Source organism: Serpentinimonas sp. SSL01 (assembly GCF_056323735.1).
In genome coordinates this window covers 1-16,286 of record NZ_JBUBPX010000002.1, presented here as the reverse complement: position 1 = coordinate 16,286, position 16,286 = coordinate 1, and the positions used below count along the sequence as shown (strand labels likewise).

At 62.9% G+C, this 16,286-nt stretch carries 20 protein-coding genes and 2 pseudogenes; 8 read left to right on the top strand and 14 right to left on the bottom strand.

All coding sequences use genetic code 11. The features are described from left to right. From ACVMK0_RS11870 to ACVMK0_RS11850, 5 genes and pseudogenes are all read right to left on the bottom strand, one after another. The coding region (locus tag ACVMK0_RS11870; RefSeq protein ID WP_476464709.1) for a DUF6421 family protein at nt 1-1,042 on the bottom strand (1,042 nt) is incomplete at its 3' end. Then, nucleotides 1,039-1,593 (bottom strand): type 2 periplasmic-binding domain-containing protein, encoded by a 555-nt coding sequence (locus ACVMK0_RS11865; protein ID WP_045538176.1) that lies wholly within the window; start codon nt 1,591-1,593, stop codon nt 1,039-1,041. The genes ACVMK0_RS11870 and ACVMK0_RS11865, both read right to left, overlap by 4 nt. A 368-nt stretch (nt 1,594-1,961) precedes the next feature. Beyond that, nucleotides 1,962-2,507: pseudogene (locus tag ACVMK0_RS11860) on the bottom strand (IS91 family transposase); the annotation flags it as partial. Further along, nucleotides 2,392-2,637, bottom strand: a complete 246-nt coding sequence (locus tag ACVMK0_RS11855) for a type II toxin-antitoxin system RelE/ParE family toxin (protein WP_231851300.1) — start codon at nt 2,635-2,637, stop codon at nt 2,392-2,394. The pseudogene ACVMK0_RS11860 and the gene ACVMK0_RS11855, both read right to left, overlap by 116 nt. Continuing rightward, a complete protein-coding gene (locus tag ACVMK0_RS11850) occupies nt 2,637-2,927 on the bottom strand; it encodes a CopG family ribbon-helix-helix protein (RefSeq protein WP_029463543.1) in 291 nt (96 codons plus the stop codon). The genes ACVMK0_RS11855 and ACVMK0_RS11850 overlap by 1 nt, the downstream gene beginning before the upstream one ends. Nucleotides 2,928-3,122: 195 nt before the next feature. On the opposite strand from ACVMK0_RS11850, the gene ACVMK0_RS11845 reads away from it, so the two are divergent. The 7 genes and pseudogenes from ACVMK0_RS11845 to ACVMK0_RS11815 form a co-directional block, all read left to right on the top strand. Beyond that, nucleotides 3,123-3,740 carry a recombinase family protein gene (locus tag ACVMK0_RS11845; protein WP_476464708.1) on the top strand — a complete coding sequence of 206 codons (618 nt, stop codon included), beginning with the start codon at nt 3,123-3,125 and terminating at the stop codon, nt 3,738-3,740. A gap of 168 nt (nt 3,741-3,908) precedes the next feature. Beyond that, nucleotides 3,909-4,538, top strand: coding sequence for a ParA family partition ATPase (parA, locus tag ACVMK0_RS11840; protein ID WP_476464707.1), 630 nt, complete (start codon nt 3,909-3,911; stop codon nt 4,536-4,538). A 20-nt stretch (nt 4,539-4,558) separates the two neighbouring features. Then, a complete protein-coding gene (locus ACVMK0_RS11835; RefSeq protein ID WP_029463546.1) occupies nt 4,559-4,774 on the top strand; it encodes a chromosome partitioning protein ParB in 216 nt (71 codons plus the stop codon). A gap of 200 nt (nt 4,775-4,974) precedes the next feature. Then, nucleotides 4,975-6,060 (top strand): replication initiator protein A, encoded by a 1,086-nt coding sequence (locus ACVMK0_RS11830; RefSeq protein WP_476464706.1) that lies wholly within the window; start codon nt 4,975-4,977, stop codon nt 6,058-6,060. A gap of 782 nt (nt 6,061-6,842) precedes the next feature. Next, the gene (locus ACVMK0_RS11825) at nt 6,843-7,121 is read left to right on the top strand and encodes a BrnT family toxin (RefSeq protein ID WP_029463528.1); all 279 of its coding nucleotides are present in this window, start codon (nt 6,843-6,845) and stop codon (nt 7,119-7,121) included. Continuing rightward, nucleotides 7,081-7,401, top strand: a complete 321-nt coding sequence (locus ACVMK0_RS11820) for a BrnA antitoxin family protein (protein WP_045538175.1) — start codon at nt 7,081-7,083, stop codon at nt 7,399-7,401. Before ACVMK0_RS11825 ends, ACVMK0_RS11820 begins: the two co-directional genes overlap by 41 nt. Further along, nucleotides 7,401-7,506, top strand: a pseudogene (locus tag ACVMK0_RS11815) (type II toxin-antitoxin system RelE/ParE family toxin); the annotation flags it as partial. The gene ACVMK0_RS11820 and the pseudogene ACVMK0_RS11815, both read left to right, overlap by 1 nt. Nucleotides 7,507-8,016: 510 nt before the next feature. Here the strand turns inward: ACVMK0_RS11815 and ACVMK0_RS11810 are convergent. The 5 genes from ACVMK0_RS11810 to ACVMK0_RS11790 form a co-directional block, all read right to left on the bottom strand. Beyond that, nucleotides 8,017-8,412, bottom strand: coding sequence for a PIN domain-containing protein (locus ACVMK0_RS11810; RefSeq protein WP_029463530.1), 396 nt, complete (start codon nt 8,410-8,412; stop codon nt 8,017-8,019). Further along, nucleotides 8,409-8,666, bottom strand: coding sequence for an AbrB/MazE/SpoVT family DNA-binding domain-containing protein (locus ACVMK0_RS11805; RefSeq protein ID WP_029463531.1), 258 nt, complete (start codon nt 8,664-8,666; stop codon nt 8,409-8,411). Before ACVMK0_RS11805 ends, ACVMK0_RS11810 begins: the two co-directional genes overlap by 4 nt. A 186-nt stretch (nt 8,667-8,852) precedes the next feature. Then, nucleotides 8,853-9,581 carry a DNA-binding protein gene (locus ACVMK0_RS11800; protein WP_034112471.1) on the bottom strand — a complete coding sequence of 243 codons (729 nt, stop codon included), beginning with the start codon at nt 9,579-9,581 and terminating at the stop codon, nt 8,853-8,855. Nucleotides 9,582-9,859: 278 nt separating this feature from the next. Next, nucleotides 9,860-10,147, bottom strand: coding sequence for a type II toxin-antitoxin system RelE/ParE family toxin (locus ACVMK0_RS11795; RefSeq protein WP_029463533.1), 288 nt, complete (start codon nt 10,145-10,147; stop codon nt 9,860-9,862). After that, nucleotides 10,144-10,392, bottom strand: a complete 249-nt coding sequence (locus ACVMK0_RS11790; protein ID WP_029463534.1) for a type II toxin-antitoxin system ParD family antitoxin — start codon at nt 10,390-10,392, stop codon at nt 10,144-10,146. The genes ACVMK0_RS11795 and ACVMK0_RS11790 overlap by 4 nt, the downstream gene beginning before the upstream one ends. 1,586 nt (nt 10,393-11,978) lie before the next feature. Here ACVMK0_RS11790 and ACVMK0_RS11785 point away from each other — a divergent pair. Next, the gene (locus tag ACVMK0_RS11785) at nt 11,979-12,641 is read left to right on the top strand and encodes a hypothetical protein (RefSeq protein ID WP_029463535.1); all 663 of its coding nucleotides are present in this window, start codon (nt 11,979-11,981) and stop codon (nt 12,639-12,641) included. A 1,044-nt stretch (nt 12,642-13,685) separates the two neighbouring features. Here ACVMK0_RS11785 and ACVMK0_RS11780 read toward each other — a convergent pair. The 4 genes from ACVMK0_RS11780 to ACVMK0_RS11765 all read right to left on the bottom strand — a co-directional run. Continuing rightward, entirely contained in the window at nt 13,686-14,915 is a 1,230-nt protein-coding gene (locus ACVMK0_RS11780; protein ID WP_268747546.1) for a transposase, read from the bottom strand. Nucleotides 14,916-14,970: 55 nt separating this feature from the next. Further along, nucleotides 14,971-15,582: a LysE family translocator gene (locus ACVMK0_RS11775; protein ID WP_029463538.1), complete on the bottom strand. Its 612-nt coding sequence runs from the start codon at nt 15,580-15,582 to the stop codon at nt 14,971-14,973. Between the two features lie 13 nt (nt 15,583-15,595). After that, nucleotides 15,596-16,075, bottom strand: a complete 480-nt coding sequence (locus tag ACVMK0_RS11770) for a nuclear transport factor 2 family protein (RefSeq protein ID WP_045477517.1) — start codon at nt 16,073-16,075, stop codon at nt 15,596-15,598. Continuing rightward, on the bottom strand, nt 16,072-16,286 hold a 215-nt coding region (locus ACVMK0_RS11765), incomplete at its 5' end, for a hypothetical protein (RefSeq protein WP_476464705.1). The genes ACVMK0_RS11770 and ACVMK0_RS11765, both read right to left, overlap by 4 nt.

The following is a 16,286-nucleotide window of genomic DNA, read 5'->3' as shown; positions in this document are numbered from 1 at the left end:
GCCGCTCCAGCGCCTCGACCTCGGCGGCGAAGCGTGCGCCCGCAGCCTCGACGGCGAGGAGATCGACATCGAGCCGCCCCGTCGAGGACACGCCGATCGCCCCCGCCTCGGCGAGATAGGCGAGGAGGAGGAGACCGGTGCCGGAATCGAAATTGCGCGACCAGTCCGGCTCGCCCGGATAGCGCATCGTGCGGTCGAACAGGATGAACTCGGCCACCATCGCGCCATGAGGCACGCCGCCCGCCCGGCAGACGCGGAAGGATTGCAGATCGACCTTCAGCTCCTCCAGGAGGCCCGTGAACCAGCGCGTCTTCACGCCGATGTGCTCGTCGAAGGAGCGCGGGCCGCGATGGTGGAAGTAATCGTGCAGGTAGCCCCACACGCAGCGCGCCTCGTAGACGTCCCGCGCGTCGGCGCCGCGCGAGGCGACGAGCGCCTCAGGCCGCCCGACGCGGTCCCACGAGGGGATCGTGATCGTCTCGTAGATCGCCTTGAACTTGTTGAAGAAGAACAGCGCGTAGAGCTGCTTGTCGGGCACGTCGGGCGCGGCGATGTTCTCGGGAAAGAAAACGATGTTGTTGCCGCGCGTCAGGCCCGGCGAGCCGGCGATCAGATGCGCGGATTGGCAGATGTTCTTCGGGTGCGGGAAGCCCGCGTACAGGGCACGATAGGGCGCGTCCCCCGGCTCCTCGCGCAGCGCCAGGAAGCACTCGAACCGGTAGCCGACGCGCCCCCCGTTCGCCAGGCGCAAAGGGCCGAAGAAGAAGAACGGGCGCTCGTCTTCCGGCGCGCGAAGCGCGTCCCGCGAGCGCGAGAAATCAGGCCGGCCATCGGCGCCCCGCGCCAGCCAGTCTCGCGTATCGGCGACGAGCGCCTCTCCATACGTGCGCGCGCCGAGACCCTCCGCGATCCGCGCGGCCTCCTCGGCCAGAGCCGGCAGCGCGGCCCGCGCGGCCTCGCCCGCCGCGTCCGCGCGCAATCCGCCGTCGGGCTCCTGCGCCGCGCCGACGCGGGCGACGTCCTCGACGAGCCTCCCGATCATGCCGCCCTCCTCGCGAGAGCGCGATGCGCGTGGATGGTGAAGCCCATCGGCACCGGGCCGTGATCGACGAGGATCGCGAGCCCGTTCGCCTCCGCGGCAGGGCGAGTGGTGATGCAGCCGTCGACCTCTCCCGCCGCGCAGGAACGCGCCGCGGCGGCGTTGCTCGTCGCGAGCACGACCTCCACGCCCGCCGGCACCAGCGCGCGCGGCGCCGGATGCGAGGCGACGCGGGTCGGCCGCACGCCGGGCTCGCGCGCCGCGAGCAGCATCGGAAACGTATCGAAGAGGAACTGGTCGGCGAGCACCATGCGGTCGAGATAGGGAAAGACGAGGCCGTGGAGATCCGGATAGACCACGCAACCGAGCAGCGCGGAGCGCGGATCGTCCAGCACGCGGGCCATGCCCTCCTCGAGCGTGCGATGGAGGACGATCTCGACCGAGAGGCCCCGGCTCGCCGCGTAGTGCCGTGCGGCCGCTTCGCAATTGGTGCCGGTGGGTCCGAGCGTGTGAATGGCCGTCAGCTGCGCGAGTTCTGCGGGAGGGGACGACATGGTGCATCTCCTTTGTAATCATGGATTGCACCACAATGCCACGGTTGTTATCCTTGTCAATCTGCTGGTTGTTTAGGTCTGTTCATTCTATGAAAAGATGCGCGCCGAGGCAAGGCGCCTGCGAGGCACGTCGCGGCACACTCGCGCGAGCGCGACGTCGCGGGCCATTGCGGGGATAGGAAATCCAACCGCATGAGCACAAGTATGGCACACGTTTGGGGCGTCTCAGGCATGCACACAGGGGACTGCTGGGTTGATTTCTCAAAGCCAGTTGCCCGAGATTTTTCGGTATGACCCGTTTTTGGCGGTGACAGGCGCAGCGCTGCCTCGCAACGTTGGCAAAACCACTGTTAACCGCTGTTGCCACCCTACCAACTGACGCGCTGATCGACCTCGAAGTCCGGGGCCGGTTGGGTCGCTTCATCCCAGTCTGGGGCTGGCTCCACGCCCTCTGCGGCTTGCGCGTCGCACTCGTCCCACAGTGGCGGCCCGCGTGCCGGGGTGATGTGCGGCGGCTCCGTCTCCACCCCGATGTGCTCCAGTATTTGGCGGATATCGGCACTGTGTGTGATGAAGGCGATGATGTGCATTTGCCCGCCGCAGATGGGGCACAGCAGCGGGAACACCTCGTAGATACGGGCCATCAGCACCGCCCACAAATAGTGCGCCGGGCGCTTGGGTGGCACCGGCTGGGCGGGCTCGGTCTGGGTTGGCAGTGGGCTTCTTACCCCAAGTGCGCCCTCGCCTGCAGCCGTGCTGGCTGGCTCGGCTTGCACCTGCGCCGGTTTCACCGCTGCATCACGCGCCAGCGCCGTGACGGCAGGCCTCAAGGGTGAGTTCGGTGCCAGCACGCCAAAGTAGCGGTGGCGGTGCGTGCGCGGCGGGGGCACCAGCTTGGCCCAAGCCGGGATGATCGACCAGGCGGCCGGCTTTCTCTGCAAACAGTTCATCGAGGGCCAGCGCGGCGGCCGGGTTGTCGGCCTCGATGTAGTTATAGATTTCGTCGCGGTCTTGCGTCGCCTCGGGCGTCCAAAACAATTCCATCATTCGGCAGAGGCTTCAAGCCGACGACGTGTTGCTGCCCGCTTGGCCGCAAACTCGGCTTCGACCTCGGCTGACTGGATCAGGTTGCCGGCATTGGCCGAATCTAGGCCGATTTGCACCTGGCGATGGAACCAAGCGTCATGCGCTGCTGCTTCTTGCTGCTGCTGCACAAAGTCGCGCATGAAGTCGCGCAGAAGCTGCGCGGCGTTGCGGTCGCGGTTTTTGGCTGCGCTGGAGAACTCGGACTTCAAGGATTCGTCGACCCTGAAGGTAAATGTTGCATCGCTCATAGCGCGCCCTTATGTGTTACACGATAAGTGCATGGTAGCACACTGCCTGGTGCGCTGAAGTTGTCTTGCGGCGTCGCATAAGTCCTAAGTTGCGCGACAAGCAACGATGCGGCTTTTTTTACTAAGCGTAGCCGTGTTGCACGTTTTAGTTGCATAATTGTGAGCACTTGCGACTAAAACCGGAGACGATTGACCATGAAAGACATGAACACACCTGTGGCGCTCGGTCTTGAAGGCGGGCGCTTGCTGTTGGGCTATGCCCGCGTCAGCACCGATGGCCAGGACTTGAGCAGCCAGCGCACCGAGTTGCATGCGGCTGGATGCTCCCGCATCTACGCCGAGAAGATCACCGGCACCAGGCGCGAGCGGCCTGAGCTGGCCCGGCTGCTCGATCACCTGCGCCCCGGTGATGTGGTGACCGTGGCCCGGCTGGACCGCTTGGCCCGCAGCACACGCGATCTGCTGGACATTGCCGAGCGCATCCATGCCGTCGGCGCAGGCCTGCGCAGCCTGGCCGAGCCGTGGGCCGACACCACCACCCCGGCTGGGCGCATGGTGCTGACCGTGTTTGCCGGCATTGCCGAGTTCGAGCGATCCCTGATCATCGACCGCACCAGGCACGGCCGCGAGGCGGCCAGGGCGCGGGGCGTGAAGTTTGGCCCCCGCCCCACCCTCACCCCGGCACAGATTGCCCATGCCCGCGAACTGATCGACCAGAGCGGGCGCACCGTGAAGGATGCGGCCGCCTTGCTGGGTGTGCATCGCTCGACGCTCTACCGAGCGCTGGGACGCAGCGAGAGCATCAGTAGGTAGTCAGGGAGCGACACCTAGCGACATGACGCAGGCTCTTGCGCGATGCGAGGCGAACTCCAACCCGCAGTTGAAGCATGATTAAAAGAGCAAATACTTTTTTACACATTTGCGTTTTATGGTATGATGCTACGAGTTTAGAATCATAGGTGTATTTACGCAGGAGGCCGAATGAAGGTTATCGCCGTGCTGAACCAGAAGGGTGGGTCTGGGAAAACGACCATCGCCACTCACCTTGCCAGAGCCTTGCAGCTTGCCGGCGCCAACGTGCTGCTTGTCGATTCCGATCCCCAAGGCAGTGCCCGCGATTGGGCGGCGGTGCGGGAGGATCAGCCGCTAACCGTGGTCGGTATCGACCGCCCGACCATCGATCGCGATCTAAAGCAGATCGCCCGCAAGGATTTCGTTGTGATCGACGGCGCCCCCCAAGCTGCCGACCTAGCTGTGTCTGCTATCAAGGCTGCCGACTTTGTGCTGATCCCGGTACAACCCAGTCCTTACGACATTTGGGCCACCGCTGACCTAGTGGATCTGGTCAAGCAGCGCATCGAGGTCACAGACGGTCGCCTGCAAGCAGCCTTTGTGGTGTCTCGAGCCATCAAGGGCACACGCATCGGCGGCGAAGTCACCGACGCGCTGACGGGTTATGGCTTACCCATCCTAGCGTCGCGCATCACCCAGCGCGTGAGCTATCCCGGCACTGCCGCCGTCGGCACCACCGTCATGGATTCCGAGCCGGGCGGCGATGCAGCGGCCGAGGTCCACGCCTTGGCGAACGAGATTAAGCAAAAACTCATTTGATAATTTGAGGAATTGAAAAAATGAGCAAATCAGTTAATACTCTAACCGCCGGCCGCCCGAGCGCCCGGAGCAACAAGGCTGCCACCCTTGCCAGTCTGGCCGACGAGGCCAGCACGAAGCGCGTGAATTTCGAGCTGCCGGCCGAGCAGCACACGAAGCTGAAGATCTTTGCGGCCAAGCAGGGTAAGACCATCAAAGAGCTATTGACCGAGTACGTTGGCAGACTGCCTGAGTAATTGAGCGTAAAAGCAAATGAGTATTTGTGCAGCTTTGGCGGCCACAGAACAGGCAAAAAAGTCCGGTGTGTTGAGCAGCAGCCCGGCCTGCCCGCGCTGTTTTGCGGTCAATCGCATTTTTTGGGCATCCCTTGGCCTAAGCCAAGCAAAGCCCATGGGGCTGGAACCATGACGCCAACCCAGCAAGTAGGGGAAGAAAAATGACCAAGCGCAGCAACGGCCCGCAGCAGCTCGGCAGCTTGATAACCGACGACCTGATAAGCCGCATCGCGCAAATCGGAGTAGAGCAGATCCAGCGCCGCCGAAGCACTGAGGATAAAGCCTGGCCGGGCGAGCCCTCGGACGAGGCGGCTGCTAGGTTGCTCAAGGAGCGAACCGCGCCAACCTCATCAAACGTGCGCAAACCACCCGCCAACGATACGCAGGGGGACTTCTTTGTCCCGGCCCTATACGACATTGCGGCAAAGGACAGCCGCAGCATCATGGACGTGGCCGTGTATCGCCTGAGCAAAAAGGACAAGCGCGCCGGCGATGTTATCCGCTACGAACTGTCGGATGGTTACGTGGAGGTGAAGGCAGGCCCGGACGGCATGGCATCCGTTTGGGATTACGACCTGGTGCTGATGACAGTTTCGCATCTGACCGAAGCTATGAACCGCTACCGTGAGGGCAAGGGAGAGAAGCCCGGACGCACTTACCGGCCCCACGTGAGTGACATTCTCAAGTTTTGCCGCCGTGGCGACGGCGGCCGTCAGGCAGAGGAAGTGGAAGGGGCGCTAGACCGCCTCAAGGGCACAACCATCAAGAACGTGCGCGAGCGGCCATCCGCTAACGGCCGGCGGCCCATGCGCGAGGTCGAGGCCGAAGGCTTGATAAGCAGTTACAAGGTGCTGTCCTATACCGAAAACAGCAAGATCGCGTCCGTCGAGATCGAGGCCCCGGAGTGGCTTTACCGTGAGATCACAGAGGGCAAGAAGCCGGACGTGCTGACCGTACATCCCGACTACTTCCTGATCGAACCAGGCATAGGCCGGTTCGTCTATCGCTTGGCCCGGCAAGCAGCAGGCAGGAGGGATGAGGCCAAGTGGTCTTTCAAGACGATCTACGACCGCAGCGGTAGCGCTGGCACCTTCAAGGAATTCTGCCGCCTGCTGCGCAAGATCATCGGTGCCAACGACCTTCCCGAATACTGGCTGCGAGAGGAAGCGGGGCAGAGCGGACCGCTCTTAGTCATGTTATACCGCAACCAAGACAGCACGAAACTGCAACCTCCTGCCGGTGTGTAATAGACGGGCTGCGAGAGGAAGCAGGGCAGAGCGAACCTCCTCAAGCGGGGCAGAGCGAATTTCCTCTGATTACGTTATACCACAATCAAGACAGCACGAAACTGCAACCTGCCCCGGATTTGATCGATTACGCCCACCTTCCCTGTGGATAGTCCGTCTATTACCCACCCGAACCCGTCTATTACCCACCGGGCTCCGTCTATTACCCACCCGAACCCGTCTATTACCCACCGGGCACATTTGCAAGCTGTTGATTTATAAATGGAAAAAGACGATTTTTCCGGCTAAAACTCTTAAAACATACTAAAACATAAAAAACCTTGAAGCTTGTGCATAACCAAGCACCTACGCAACAACAACCACCGCAGGGGCCTGACTTTGTGTCACCCCTGTAAATCTCCCCCTGGGCGAAACAACCCACAACAGCCCCCCCGCTGAAGCGGGGGGGAAGGTAAAAAAGCGCGCAAGCGCGCCCCCCGCTAGCGCGACACGACCGCTACCATCGCGCGGGCACGCGCTCAAACCATGCCCGGGTGTGCCTGCTTTTGTACTCGAACAGCCGGTTTAACAATGGGTGGGTGACGGCGGCAGCTTCGATCTCCGCTGCCGCACGCCCAAGAACGGCTTAAAACTGGCCTAGAAGCGTTTTTATGAGCTTGGTGATGCCCGAGGTATCAATCGACACCAAAAAACGCGCCAGAGAGGCCAGGGTACAGCACCCAACTAGGCGTGCGCTGGCAGGACTTGGCGTAACTACAAAACGCAGCTACACTACGGCCACCATGGAGATCGAATGGGACGCCGACAAAGCGGCGCGCAACCTGACCAAGCACGGCGTTTCCTTCGAAGATGCCGCGCTGGTTTTTTACGACTCTAACCGGGTCGAGGCTTACGACGGGCGCGCAGACTATGGAGAGGACCGCTGGGCCACGATCGGCTTGGCCTACTGCGCCGTGCTCTACGTGGTCTATACCGTTCGACACGAGCACACCATCCGCCTGATTTCAGCAAGGAAAGCCAATGCCAGCGAAAGAAAGCACTATCGTCAAGCGCACCCTTGACCTCAAGCGACCGCCGCGCTTGGGCACCGAGCAAAAGGCGCGACTGGCTGCCGTGGCCTCGATGCCCGATGAGCAGATCGACTACAGCGACGCACCTGCACTACCCGATGCGGTCTGGATGAAGGCGGCGGCAGAGCTGCCCCATGCCAAGAAGCAAGTGACGCTGCGCATCGATGCCGACGTGCTGGCGTACTTCAAGCACGCCGGCAAGCGCTACCAGTCGCGCATGAACGCCGTTTTGCGCTCCTACGTCGAGGCGCACAAGGCTCAGGCCAAGTGATAGCGCATGAAAGCTATAGGCTGGTGTACGAGATCGACGGCAGCACGGTTTGGATACTGGCCTTGGTGCATACCCGCCCGCCGGTGGCCACCAGTGACGGCGTAGCACGCGGGGCGGGGTGTCTGCACTGCACGACAAGCTACACCCGGCCTGCGCTGGCACCTATCGGTTTGTATGCGGGCTGGGCTGCGGTTGCTCGGTTGGCACTGCGCCTGCTCTTGCTGGCCCCTGCACAGGCGGCGGCGGCGGCACCCTTGATTTATCGTAACTGTGTAACGATAAATGGACAGGCAGTCGCCGCTCTTTTGGCCGCCCGCTCCGGTATTTGGTAACTGTTGAACAGGGTGGGGGAGCGTCAGGCGGGGCGAAACCGCAGTCCCGCGCCCCCGGCGCGGGTTGTCCACGGCGCGCCCGCGCGCGGTGGGCAATGCGGTTTTGCACGGCCGCTAGCGCCGGGGGCGGGGCTCCGCCCCCGTCCGCTGCGTGCGCAGCGCGCCAGTCGGTGGAGTTGCCGCCTGCTGCGGTTTCGCTGGCGCTGGGCGAGATCCTCACGCTGCTGCTGGTCATGGGGGCGGGCGCCTGGCGGCAGGGCAGGAGGGTCGCCGGGTGAAAAGGTCAGAGCGCGATAACGCCGGACAAAGGCCGCATGGCCTTGTCGAGCGAGGCCGTGCCGGTGCAGCCGGCCGCCGCATTGCGCGCGACGATCAGGCAGTCGGAGAAGTCCGCCTTTCCGTTGCGGAACAGTGCGAGCGCCGCCGCAACGGTTTCGCGTCCATCGACGACATAGGCGGCGTTGCCCAGTATCGCGTCGATAGCCGTGCCGATATCGGTGCGCCCGTAACCGAACACGGTTTCAAGCACCCAGACCATCTCGACCAGCACGACCGTATCGACAAAGAAATCGCACCCTTCCGCCGCCTGTGCGGCGACGAACTTGCGCGCCTTGGTCACGTCCGCCGAGCCGTCGTCGACCAGCACGCGCACCAGCACGTTGGTGTCGAGACCGATCACTTGGCGCCCCGCGCAAAGCGCTCTGCGGCACGTCCGGCGACTGCGGCGCGCATGTCCGCAACGCTGACTGGCCCGCGCAGCGGTTTGGGCAACACGGCGCAGACAGCGAGCGGATCGCGCGAAACCGGCACGACGCGGATCGAGCCGTCGTCCTGCAAGGCGAAGTCGAGACGTGCGCCGGCATCGAGCCTGAGCGCGGCGCGGATCGGCGCGGGCAAGGTGACTTGTCCCTTGCTGGTGAGTGTGGCGAGCATCGTCATTTCCTTTTGAGGTTGGTTATGTCTTTCAAGTTTAATTTAGTAAGGAGTGCGTTACAAGGAATGTCCTGTTCGCTACTTCTTACCTCTGCCTTCGCCGCCGACCCGGACTCCACCCTATGCTGAGCAAAGGGTGGGGTAGTTCATATCACTGGGTGCAGCGTGCAGCGCACAGCACCCAGCTCAACCCTTGCTCGCTGGCCTTTCAGCCTTGGGTGCCGCCACTGGCCGTTCGGCCAAGACTTGCACCAGCTCGGCCCGCTGGCCCTCGAGGGCCTCGACCTGGCCGCGCAAGCGCGCCGCATCCTCGCGCGCTGCTTGCGCTTCACTGCGTGCTTGGGCCAGCTCGGTGCGCAAGCGCTCGAAGGCCTCGGCGTCGGATCTGATCGATTGCTCCGCAGCGGTGAGCCGTTCGCGCAACTGGGCCAGCTCGACCGCCTGCGCTTGTCCGTGGGCTTGCGAATCGGTGAGCTTGCCGCCCAAGGCCTCGACTTCCGACCTGGTTGCATCCAGCGTTTTCTCGAGGTCGTCAACCGTGGAGGTGGCGTCAGCCAGCTCGCGTTCGGCTTGCTCGCGCTGCTCGCCGGCGGCGCGCACAACCTCGGCCACTCGGCGCTCGGCAGCTTTGACGGCTTTGTCGTTGAGCTCGACTGCAAGTGTGGTGATGCGCTCCTTGAGCGCCGCCGTGACCGCTGCAACCTCGTCGGCGACCTCCACGGGCAGCTCGGCCAGCGGCTGGGCCTGCGCGGTGGTATTGCTCGCTAGGTACTCATCCCACACCTGACGCAGCCGCGCCGGGTTGCCGCCGCCGACCCGTTGGCGCAGCGCAAAACCGGTGACATTGCGCCCGGCGGCTTGTAGGGACTGACCGGCCGCGATGATGGCCTCTGCGGGGAACTCGGTTGGACGCATGGCGTGCTCCTTTGTGGACGATGCCTAAAGTATAGCACAACAAACAAATAAAGAAATAAATAAACAAACAAACAAATTTTGGAGGGGTTTCCCGCCGCCGGCCTACCGGGTGTCACGCTGGAACTGGCCCGCCGGCTGCCGGTCCCCGTTGGACAGCGCTGCCTAGGTCAAATTGCAGCAGCCATATTCACTATGGCGCACTAGGTCAAGCACCACTAGGAGCAAGCCAAGGAAGCCCGCAGCGCAGCAGGCTCGAGATGGACAGCGCCCGGCTTGGGCTAAAGATGGCGCTCAGCGTCCTGCCGTTGATGCAGGACTCGAATCACGTCCAGATGGTCAGGGTAATTCAGAAAATAGACTACGTGCGAGCCGCACAGGTACTTTTGGAAGTCCGGCAACACCTCGGCCGGGCGACCGTGCTTTGTCCCTCGGGCCAGCGCATAGCACGCATCCCGAATGGCATCGATGTAGTTGTCGGCTTGGTCTGGCCCCCACCTATCGGCGCTGTAGTCCCAAATTTCGCCAATGTCGGCCTGCGCCGCTGGCGAGAACGCAACAGCCTTCACTGCGGCTGCAGCCCTGCACGCTTACGGGCCTTGAAGGCCTCGAAGTCGAACGCGCGCGGCTCGCCGGATTCAAGGCCAGCGCGTAGAGCATCTTGCAGCGCCTTCACCTTGGATTCGTGCTCTTCCAGCAGCCGCAAGCCTGCCCGGACAACATCGCTGGCCGAGCCGTAGCGCCCGCCTTGCACCTGGGCATCGATGAAGCTGGCGAAGTGCGTCCCGAGGGATACGGATGTGTTTCGGCTCATGAGCGTTCTCCTGTTGACGCGCCAATAATACCAACCTTTGGTACATCCTGTTGGGAGGATTGCGGGCGCACGGGGCGTGGCGGTTGCTTCTCACCCACTCGCCCTGACGGCGGGACTTGCACCACCAAGAAAGCGCCCGTGCCGGGCGCACAAAAGAAAACCCCCGACCATCGGGCCGGGGGTTTGATTGAACATCGCGCGAAAATCGCGCACGCTTGAGCTGCGGCCTGCGCCGCAACTTAGATTCCCCCCAAGCCAACGGCCGGGGGTGTAGATCAGGCCATGCGCAACGCGCATGCCGCAGCCCCGGCTTGCGCCGGGTTTTCTTGACTCACACGATTACACTTCTCGCCGCGCATTCACTGCGCTCAACTACGCTTCGCTGCCACGCTTGCTGTAGTTATCTTTGTCGGCCCCTGCCAGGGCTTTCAAACACACACACTCACTATAACGATCGACTCGCTGCCTCACGTGCCGGTTTTCCCGGACTCGCTGCTCACTTTCGGTGGCCAAATGTCCTTGCGGACAACGCTCTCAACGTGGTCAGTTACGCATCCGTCACGATTAGTTTTTCGGGTTCGCTTCCCGCGCCGCGTGTGCCTACACGCGACCGTCGCAGACAGAGTCAGTTTCAGATATACACTTGGTTTTTGGATGGATGTCGCGTTCCCGCAGCAATAGTACCTAGCCTTTCGGCTTTCTATCCGCCTTTCAGCAGATTCGATTTCGGGGGCTCGAAGAGGGTCAAGCGGCTCCCTTACTCAGTACTGCGCTGTGATACCAGGTGTGCAGGCATTTCAGCCCTACCACGCGACGTTATTCTTATTTTTCTCACCATTGGTTCGCACCCTTTCGGGGTGCTTTTCCGGCTTCGCTTCCCGTGACCTCGCCAGCTTGCGCCAGCTCGTGCCCCGCAACGCCTTGACCGCTTGGTCAATCGTGCGATGCGCTCTCTCCGCGCTTTACGTATGCCGTCACCAATCACGTTATACCCTCTCGAGCATCCCGTGTCCCAGCGTCCATTGCTGGGTCCGTGTATTCCTAACTTTACGCACCTATTCACAAATCAAATTGGCATGGGCTGATGCACAGGGGTTACTCGCTTTCGCGGATTAGTCCTACGCATACTCCCTCGCACCCGGCGTGCGGCTACTAGCTCGCACCGGGCGCCAATCGATCTCCCGCAAGTGGCATTTCTTGCGGTGGGCACGCATTGCGCGTGCGGTGTGTGTGTTATCGACAATTCTCTGTTAGCGTAATGCAGGTGGCAGCCTGCACTATGCGCACAGTATGCGCATAGTGCAAGCGGCGTGCCCGCACCAGGGGCCCCAGAGATGCGTTCCACGCAACCAGGTGAGCGATAGACGTGGTTCCGGGGGCTCACTCCGGCGTCTGATATGTGCCGCTGGCGCGGCAAGGACGGCGGGTCTAGACCCGCCTTACCCCCTTCATTTGTGTGCTTCGCACAGACGGCCTTGATAGCCGTACACACGCTGCTTATAATGACTTAGCGACGACGGCTTGACGCCTCGGCACTTCGTGCATGCAGCTACTCTTGCCCCGACCCCGACTGATAACGAAGCGCCATGAAAATTTATGACCTCACCACCGGCCTGCAAGCCGTGCTGCTGCACTTCCAGCGCGGCTACGTGCTCACGACAGAGTGCCCGATCGTGGTTCACGCCGACAAACGAGATAGCCTGATGGAGAAATTCATCGAGGTTTATGGCGTCAATTTTCCCGCTTGGAAACGCTATTCCCGCAAGCTCAAAGGCCTACCGAGTGCTGTTGCGCTTGACCTATCTGTATTAGGTCAACCGCACTCACGGCAAATTGTGTTGCTATCGACCGCATTTGATGACCGACTCCCCAAAGACGCGCAGTGGCGGCGTGAAAAGTGGGTGCCGCTAAAGCGCGTGCAGGATTTTGTGCTGTCGAATGAAGTCGGCAGCGACAGGCAAACGTCGCTGAGCTGGAGGCTTGCGCCAGAAGTAATCGCGCCGCAGGCGCGCTACTGGCTCAAACTCATTAAAGAGCAAAAGGCCAGCGCAGCAATGATGCACATGCGCGAAGCTGTAGAGCTATACCCCGCTTATGCCGGGGTCAGGAAGCAACTCAAGCAAGAGATAAGCTCGCTCAAAAAGCTGATCGAGCGCAAGTACAAGGTGCCTTACACGGGGCCAGACCCGGATAAATTACCGATCATCGCTGGTTTTCGCGCCAGTGCGGATCGGGGCTTGACCAAGTGAGCCGCGCAAGCCAAAAAGAGCAGAGAATTGAACCCGTCCGGAATCCCTGGCTTCAGTCATCGGCCAGCAGCTTGTCTACCGAGCCACCCCGCGTCACGCGGTCGGAGCGGCTATCTGTAATCGCTTTTTCGGTTTCCTTCCTGCCCATGTGCTTGCCCTTCTATTTGATGCTGGCCGCCAGCGCGGCGAGGCGCTGCGGGTCGCGTGTTTCGCACTCCAAAATTACTAGGGCCGTCCATCCAGCTTCCGATTCCAGTAGTCCGGCCGCGACTTCGGCCGGTCGTCCGTTTTGCAGCCGAGATGCTGATTTCAGAAACACACATGCATGAACAGCGTTACTCGGTAAGGGGTGTTTGTGAACACCGCCAAGCCTTCGCACGGCTCGCTGGACGGGAAAAATGCGAGAAACTTCTGTTTCTGGCAGCGGTTGGGCGGGCGCGTGGGGGTGGCTAAATTGAGGTCACGGATTCAGGGTAGAAGTAGATGAACTCAAGGTACTGGCCCTGGCGTGGAGTGAAGGGGGACAGCATGCTCTGCGGCGCTGTGCGACGGCTAACGTGGAGGTCACCGGCGCTGCGCGGCTTTATCGCGCAGCGTCCGGTGGACCGCAGGGTTATGCCTTTTTGCCACCAACGGTCGCACGCGGGCTTAGTTGCCGAGACAGAACATCTCGTTGCAGCGGTTGCAGAGGAAGGAATTGTCCCAAGTGGCTTTCAGCGAAGGCCAGACCTTCCCGTTGTATTGGAAGGCGTGGTAAATCCAGCCTGCGGAGGCGGCAAGCCAGCCAACGGTCACCACACCCCCAACGATTTCACTCTTGCCACCGAGGAACATTGAGACCAGGAAGGGGGATAGGAAATCCAACCGCATGAGCACAAGTATGGCACACGTTTGGGGCGTCTCAGGCATGCACACAGGGGACTGCTGGGTTGATTTCTCAAAGCCAGTTGCCCGAGATTTTTCGGTATGACCCGTTTTTGGCGGTGACAGGCGCAGCGCTGCCTCGCAACGTTGGCAAAACCACTGTTAACCGCTGTTGCCACCCTACCAACTGACGCGCTGATCGACCTCGAAGTCCGGGGCCGGCTGGGTCGCTTCATCCCAGTCTGGGGCTGGCTCCACGCCCTCTGCGGCTTGCGCGTCGCACTCGTCCCACAGTGGCGGCCCGCGTGCCGGGGTGATGTGCGGCGGCTCCGTCTCCACCCCGATGTGCTCCAGTATTTGGCGGATATCGGCACTGTGTGTGATGAAGGCGATGATGTGCATTTGCCCGCCGCAGATGGGGCACAGCAGCGGGAACACCTCGTAGATACGGGCCATCAGCACCGCCCACAAATAGTGCGCCGGGCGCTTGGGTGGCACCGGCTGGGCGGGCTCGGTCTGGGTTGGCAGTGGGCTTCTTACCCCAAGTGCGCCCTCGCCTGCAGCCGTGCTGGCTGGCTCGGCTTGCACCTGCGCCGGTTTCACCGCTGCATCACGCGCCAGCGCCGTGACGGCAGGCCTCAAGGGTGAGTTCGGTGCCAGCACGCCAAAGTAGCGGTGGCGGTGCGTGCGCGGCGGGGGCACCAGCTTGGCGATACGTTCAATCAGCTCCAGCGGGGTGAGGGTGATCTCATCGGCCTTTACGCCGCGCTTGTTGTGAGGCAGGCTGCCGGGCTCGCTGTGCTGCTTGGCGCAGCGGTAGACCAGCTCGCTGCCCGCTTTGCGCAGCCGCTCCATGGCAAACGGCGGGCGGGCGCAGTAGCGCAGCAGCCGCTCCAGCCCGGCGCGGTCGTGCGCCGCTATGCACACGCTGGTGTCCGCCGAAAACCCGCTGTGCTTGTAGCCCAGCATCTCTTGGGCCTCGAAACTCTCCAGCAGGCCCCGTCCGACAAAGGCGCGCAGGATGCGTTTGCGTAAGCTGGCCTGCACCTGACCCACGGCATCCGCAGTCACGCCGGTGGCGGGGTGGAAGATGATGCGCGATGGTGAGCTTTGAGAAGCTGCATCAGCAGCATCGACCTCCTCGCCCGCCACTTCCTCAAACACGCCATCGACTGCGCAGACATGGAAGTGCACATGCGCATCCGTGAGGCCGAGCCTTTCGGCGGCCCCCGTCGCGACGAGCGGGATCGCCTGGATGCCCTTCACCGCCGAGCGCGGAAAGACCGGCGTCTCGACGTCGCCGCGCACCAACACGCGCCCGCCCTGCGCATCGACGACGCAGACGTCGACGCGATGGCGCGATTCGACGAGCGGCCCGCGGGTGATCTCGACGGTGACGGGATCGGACATGGTTCTTCTCGACGCTCCGGTATGGAGCCCCGGTTACACCGATCCGCGCCGCACGTCACCCCGGCGCGCGCGCCATCAGGATCGGCACGATCGAGGCGAGCAGCATCAGGCCGAGCACGATGTTGAAGGCACGCATGCGGGCGGGCGTGTGGAGGAAGCGGGCGATGAAGCTCCCGAACGACGCCCAGGTCACGCTCGAGCCGAGCCCGACCAGCGTGAACACGGCGACGATCGCCGCGACCTCGAATCCGAAGCCGGCGGTGGTCGTGTAGGCCGCGATGGCGCCCGTCGCCATCACCCAGGCCTTGGGGTTCACCCATTGGAACAGCGCCGCCTCGACGAAGCCGATGGGCTTGCCGACATTGCCCTCCTCCATCGAGCCGCCCGCCATCACGAGCTTCCACGTGAGGTAGAGGAGATAGGCCGCGCCGACGTAGTTGAGCGCGTAGTGCAGCCAGGGCAGGGCCTGGAACACGGCGCCGAGGAAGATCGCGATGATCGCGATCATCACGGGAAAGCCGAAGGCCACGCCCATGATGTGCCGCCAGGTGCGCGAGAGCCCGAACTTGGCGCCCGACGTGACGAGGAGCAGGTTGTTGGGTCCCGGTGAGAAGCTCGTCGAGATCGCGAAGAGAACGATCGCGAGGAGCCAGGCGCTCGTCGCCATGTGAGGTCGTCCGTCAAGTGCCGTGAGCGGAGACGGGGGCGGCCGGCACGTGCCAGCCCCCGTCGTGGTAATCGTACCCGCCGAGCTCGTTGTCGCCGATCGAGGGGTCGCGCGGAGAGGCGTAGTACACCCGAACCTCGACGATTCGCCCCTGCTCGTCGAAGGCGAAGACGTCGACGCCGCGGAAATACACGCCGTCCTTCGGCTTGACCGCGGTCCATTCGGCGATCGCGGTGCGGGCCGCATCGTCCGCGTAGACCCGATCGGCGATCCAATAGGCGCCGGTCCTGGCCGCGTCCTCGCGCCAGCGGGCGAAGAGGCTCTCCACGTCGTGGAAGGGGCCGAACATGCCCTTGGGGAGGTAATGGCCCGCATCGGGCGCGAAGAGGCCGAAAAAGAGGTCCCGGTCGCCGCTGTTGCAGGCCTCGAAATAGCGGGCGACGGCGCTCGCGAGAGGCGATGCGCTCGGGCTCGGAACCGCGCTCGTGCTCATGCCGCGAGCCTCCGGGCCTGCGGGCGCAGCTTCTCGCCGAGCGCGCCTTCGTCGAGGCTGAAGGCGATCGTCGGCGCGCGTCCGACGAGATCGTGGAAGAGGCTGCCACGCAGGATCTCGGGCACGCCGAAGCGGATCTCGCCCGGGCCCGGTGCGGGCAGGTAGCGGCGCACCATCGCCTCGGCCGCCTCGAGGTAATCCGCGTCCGGGA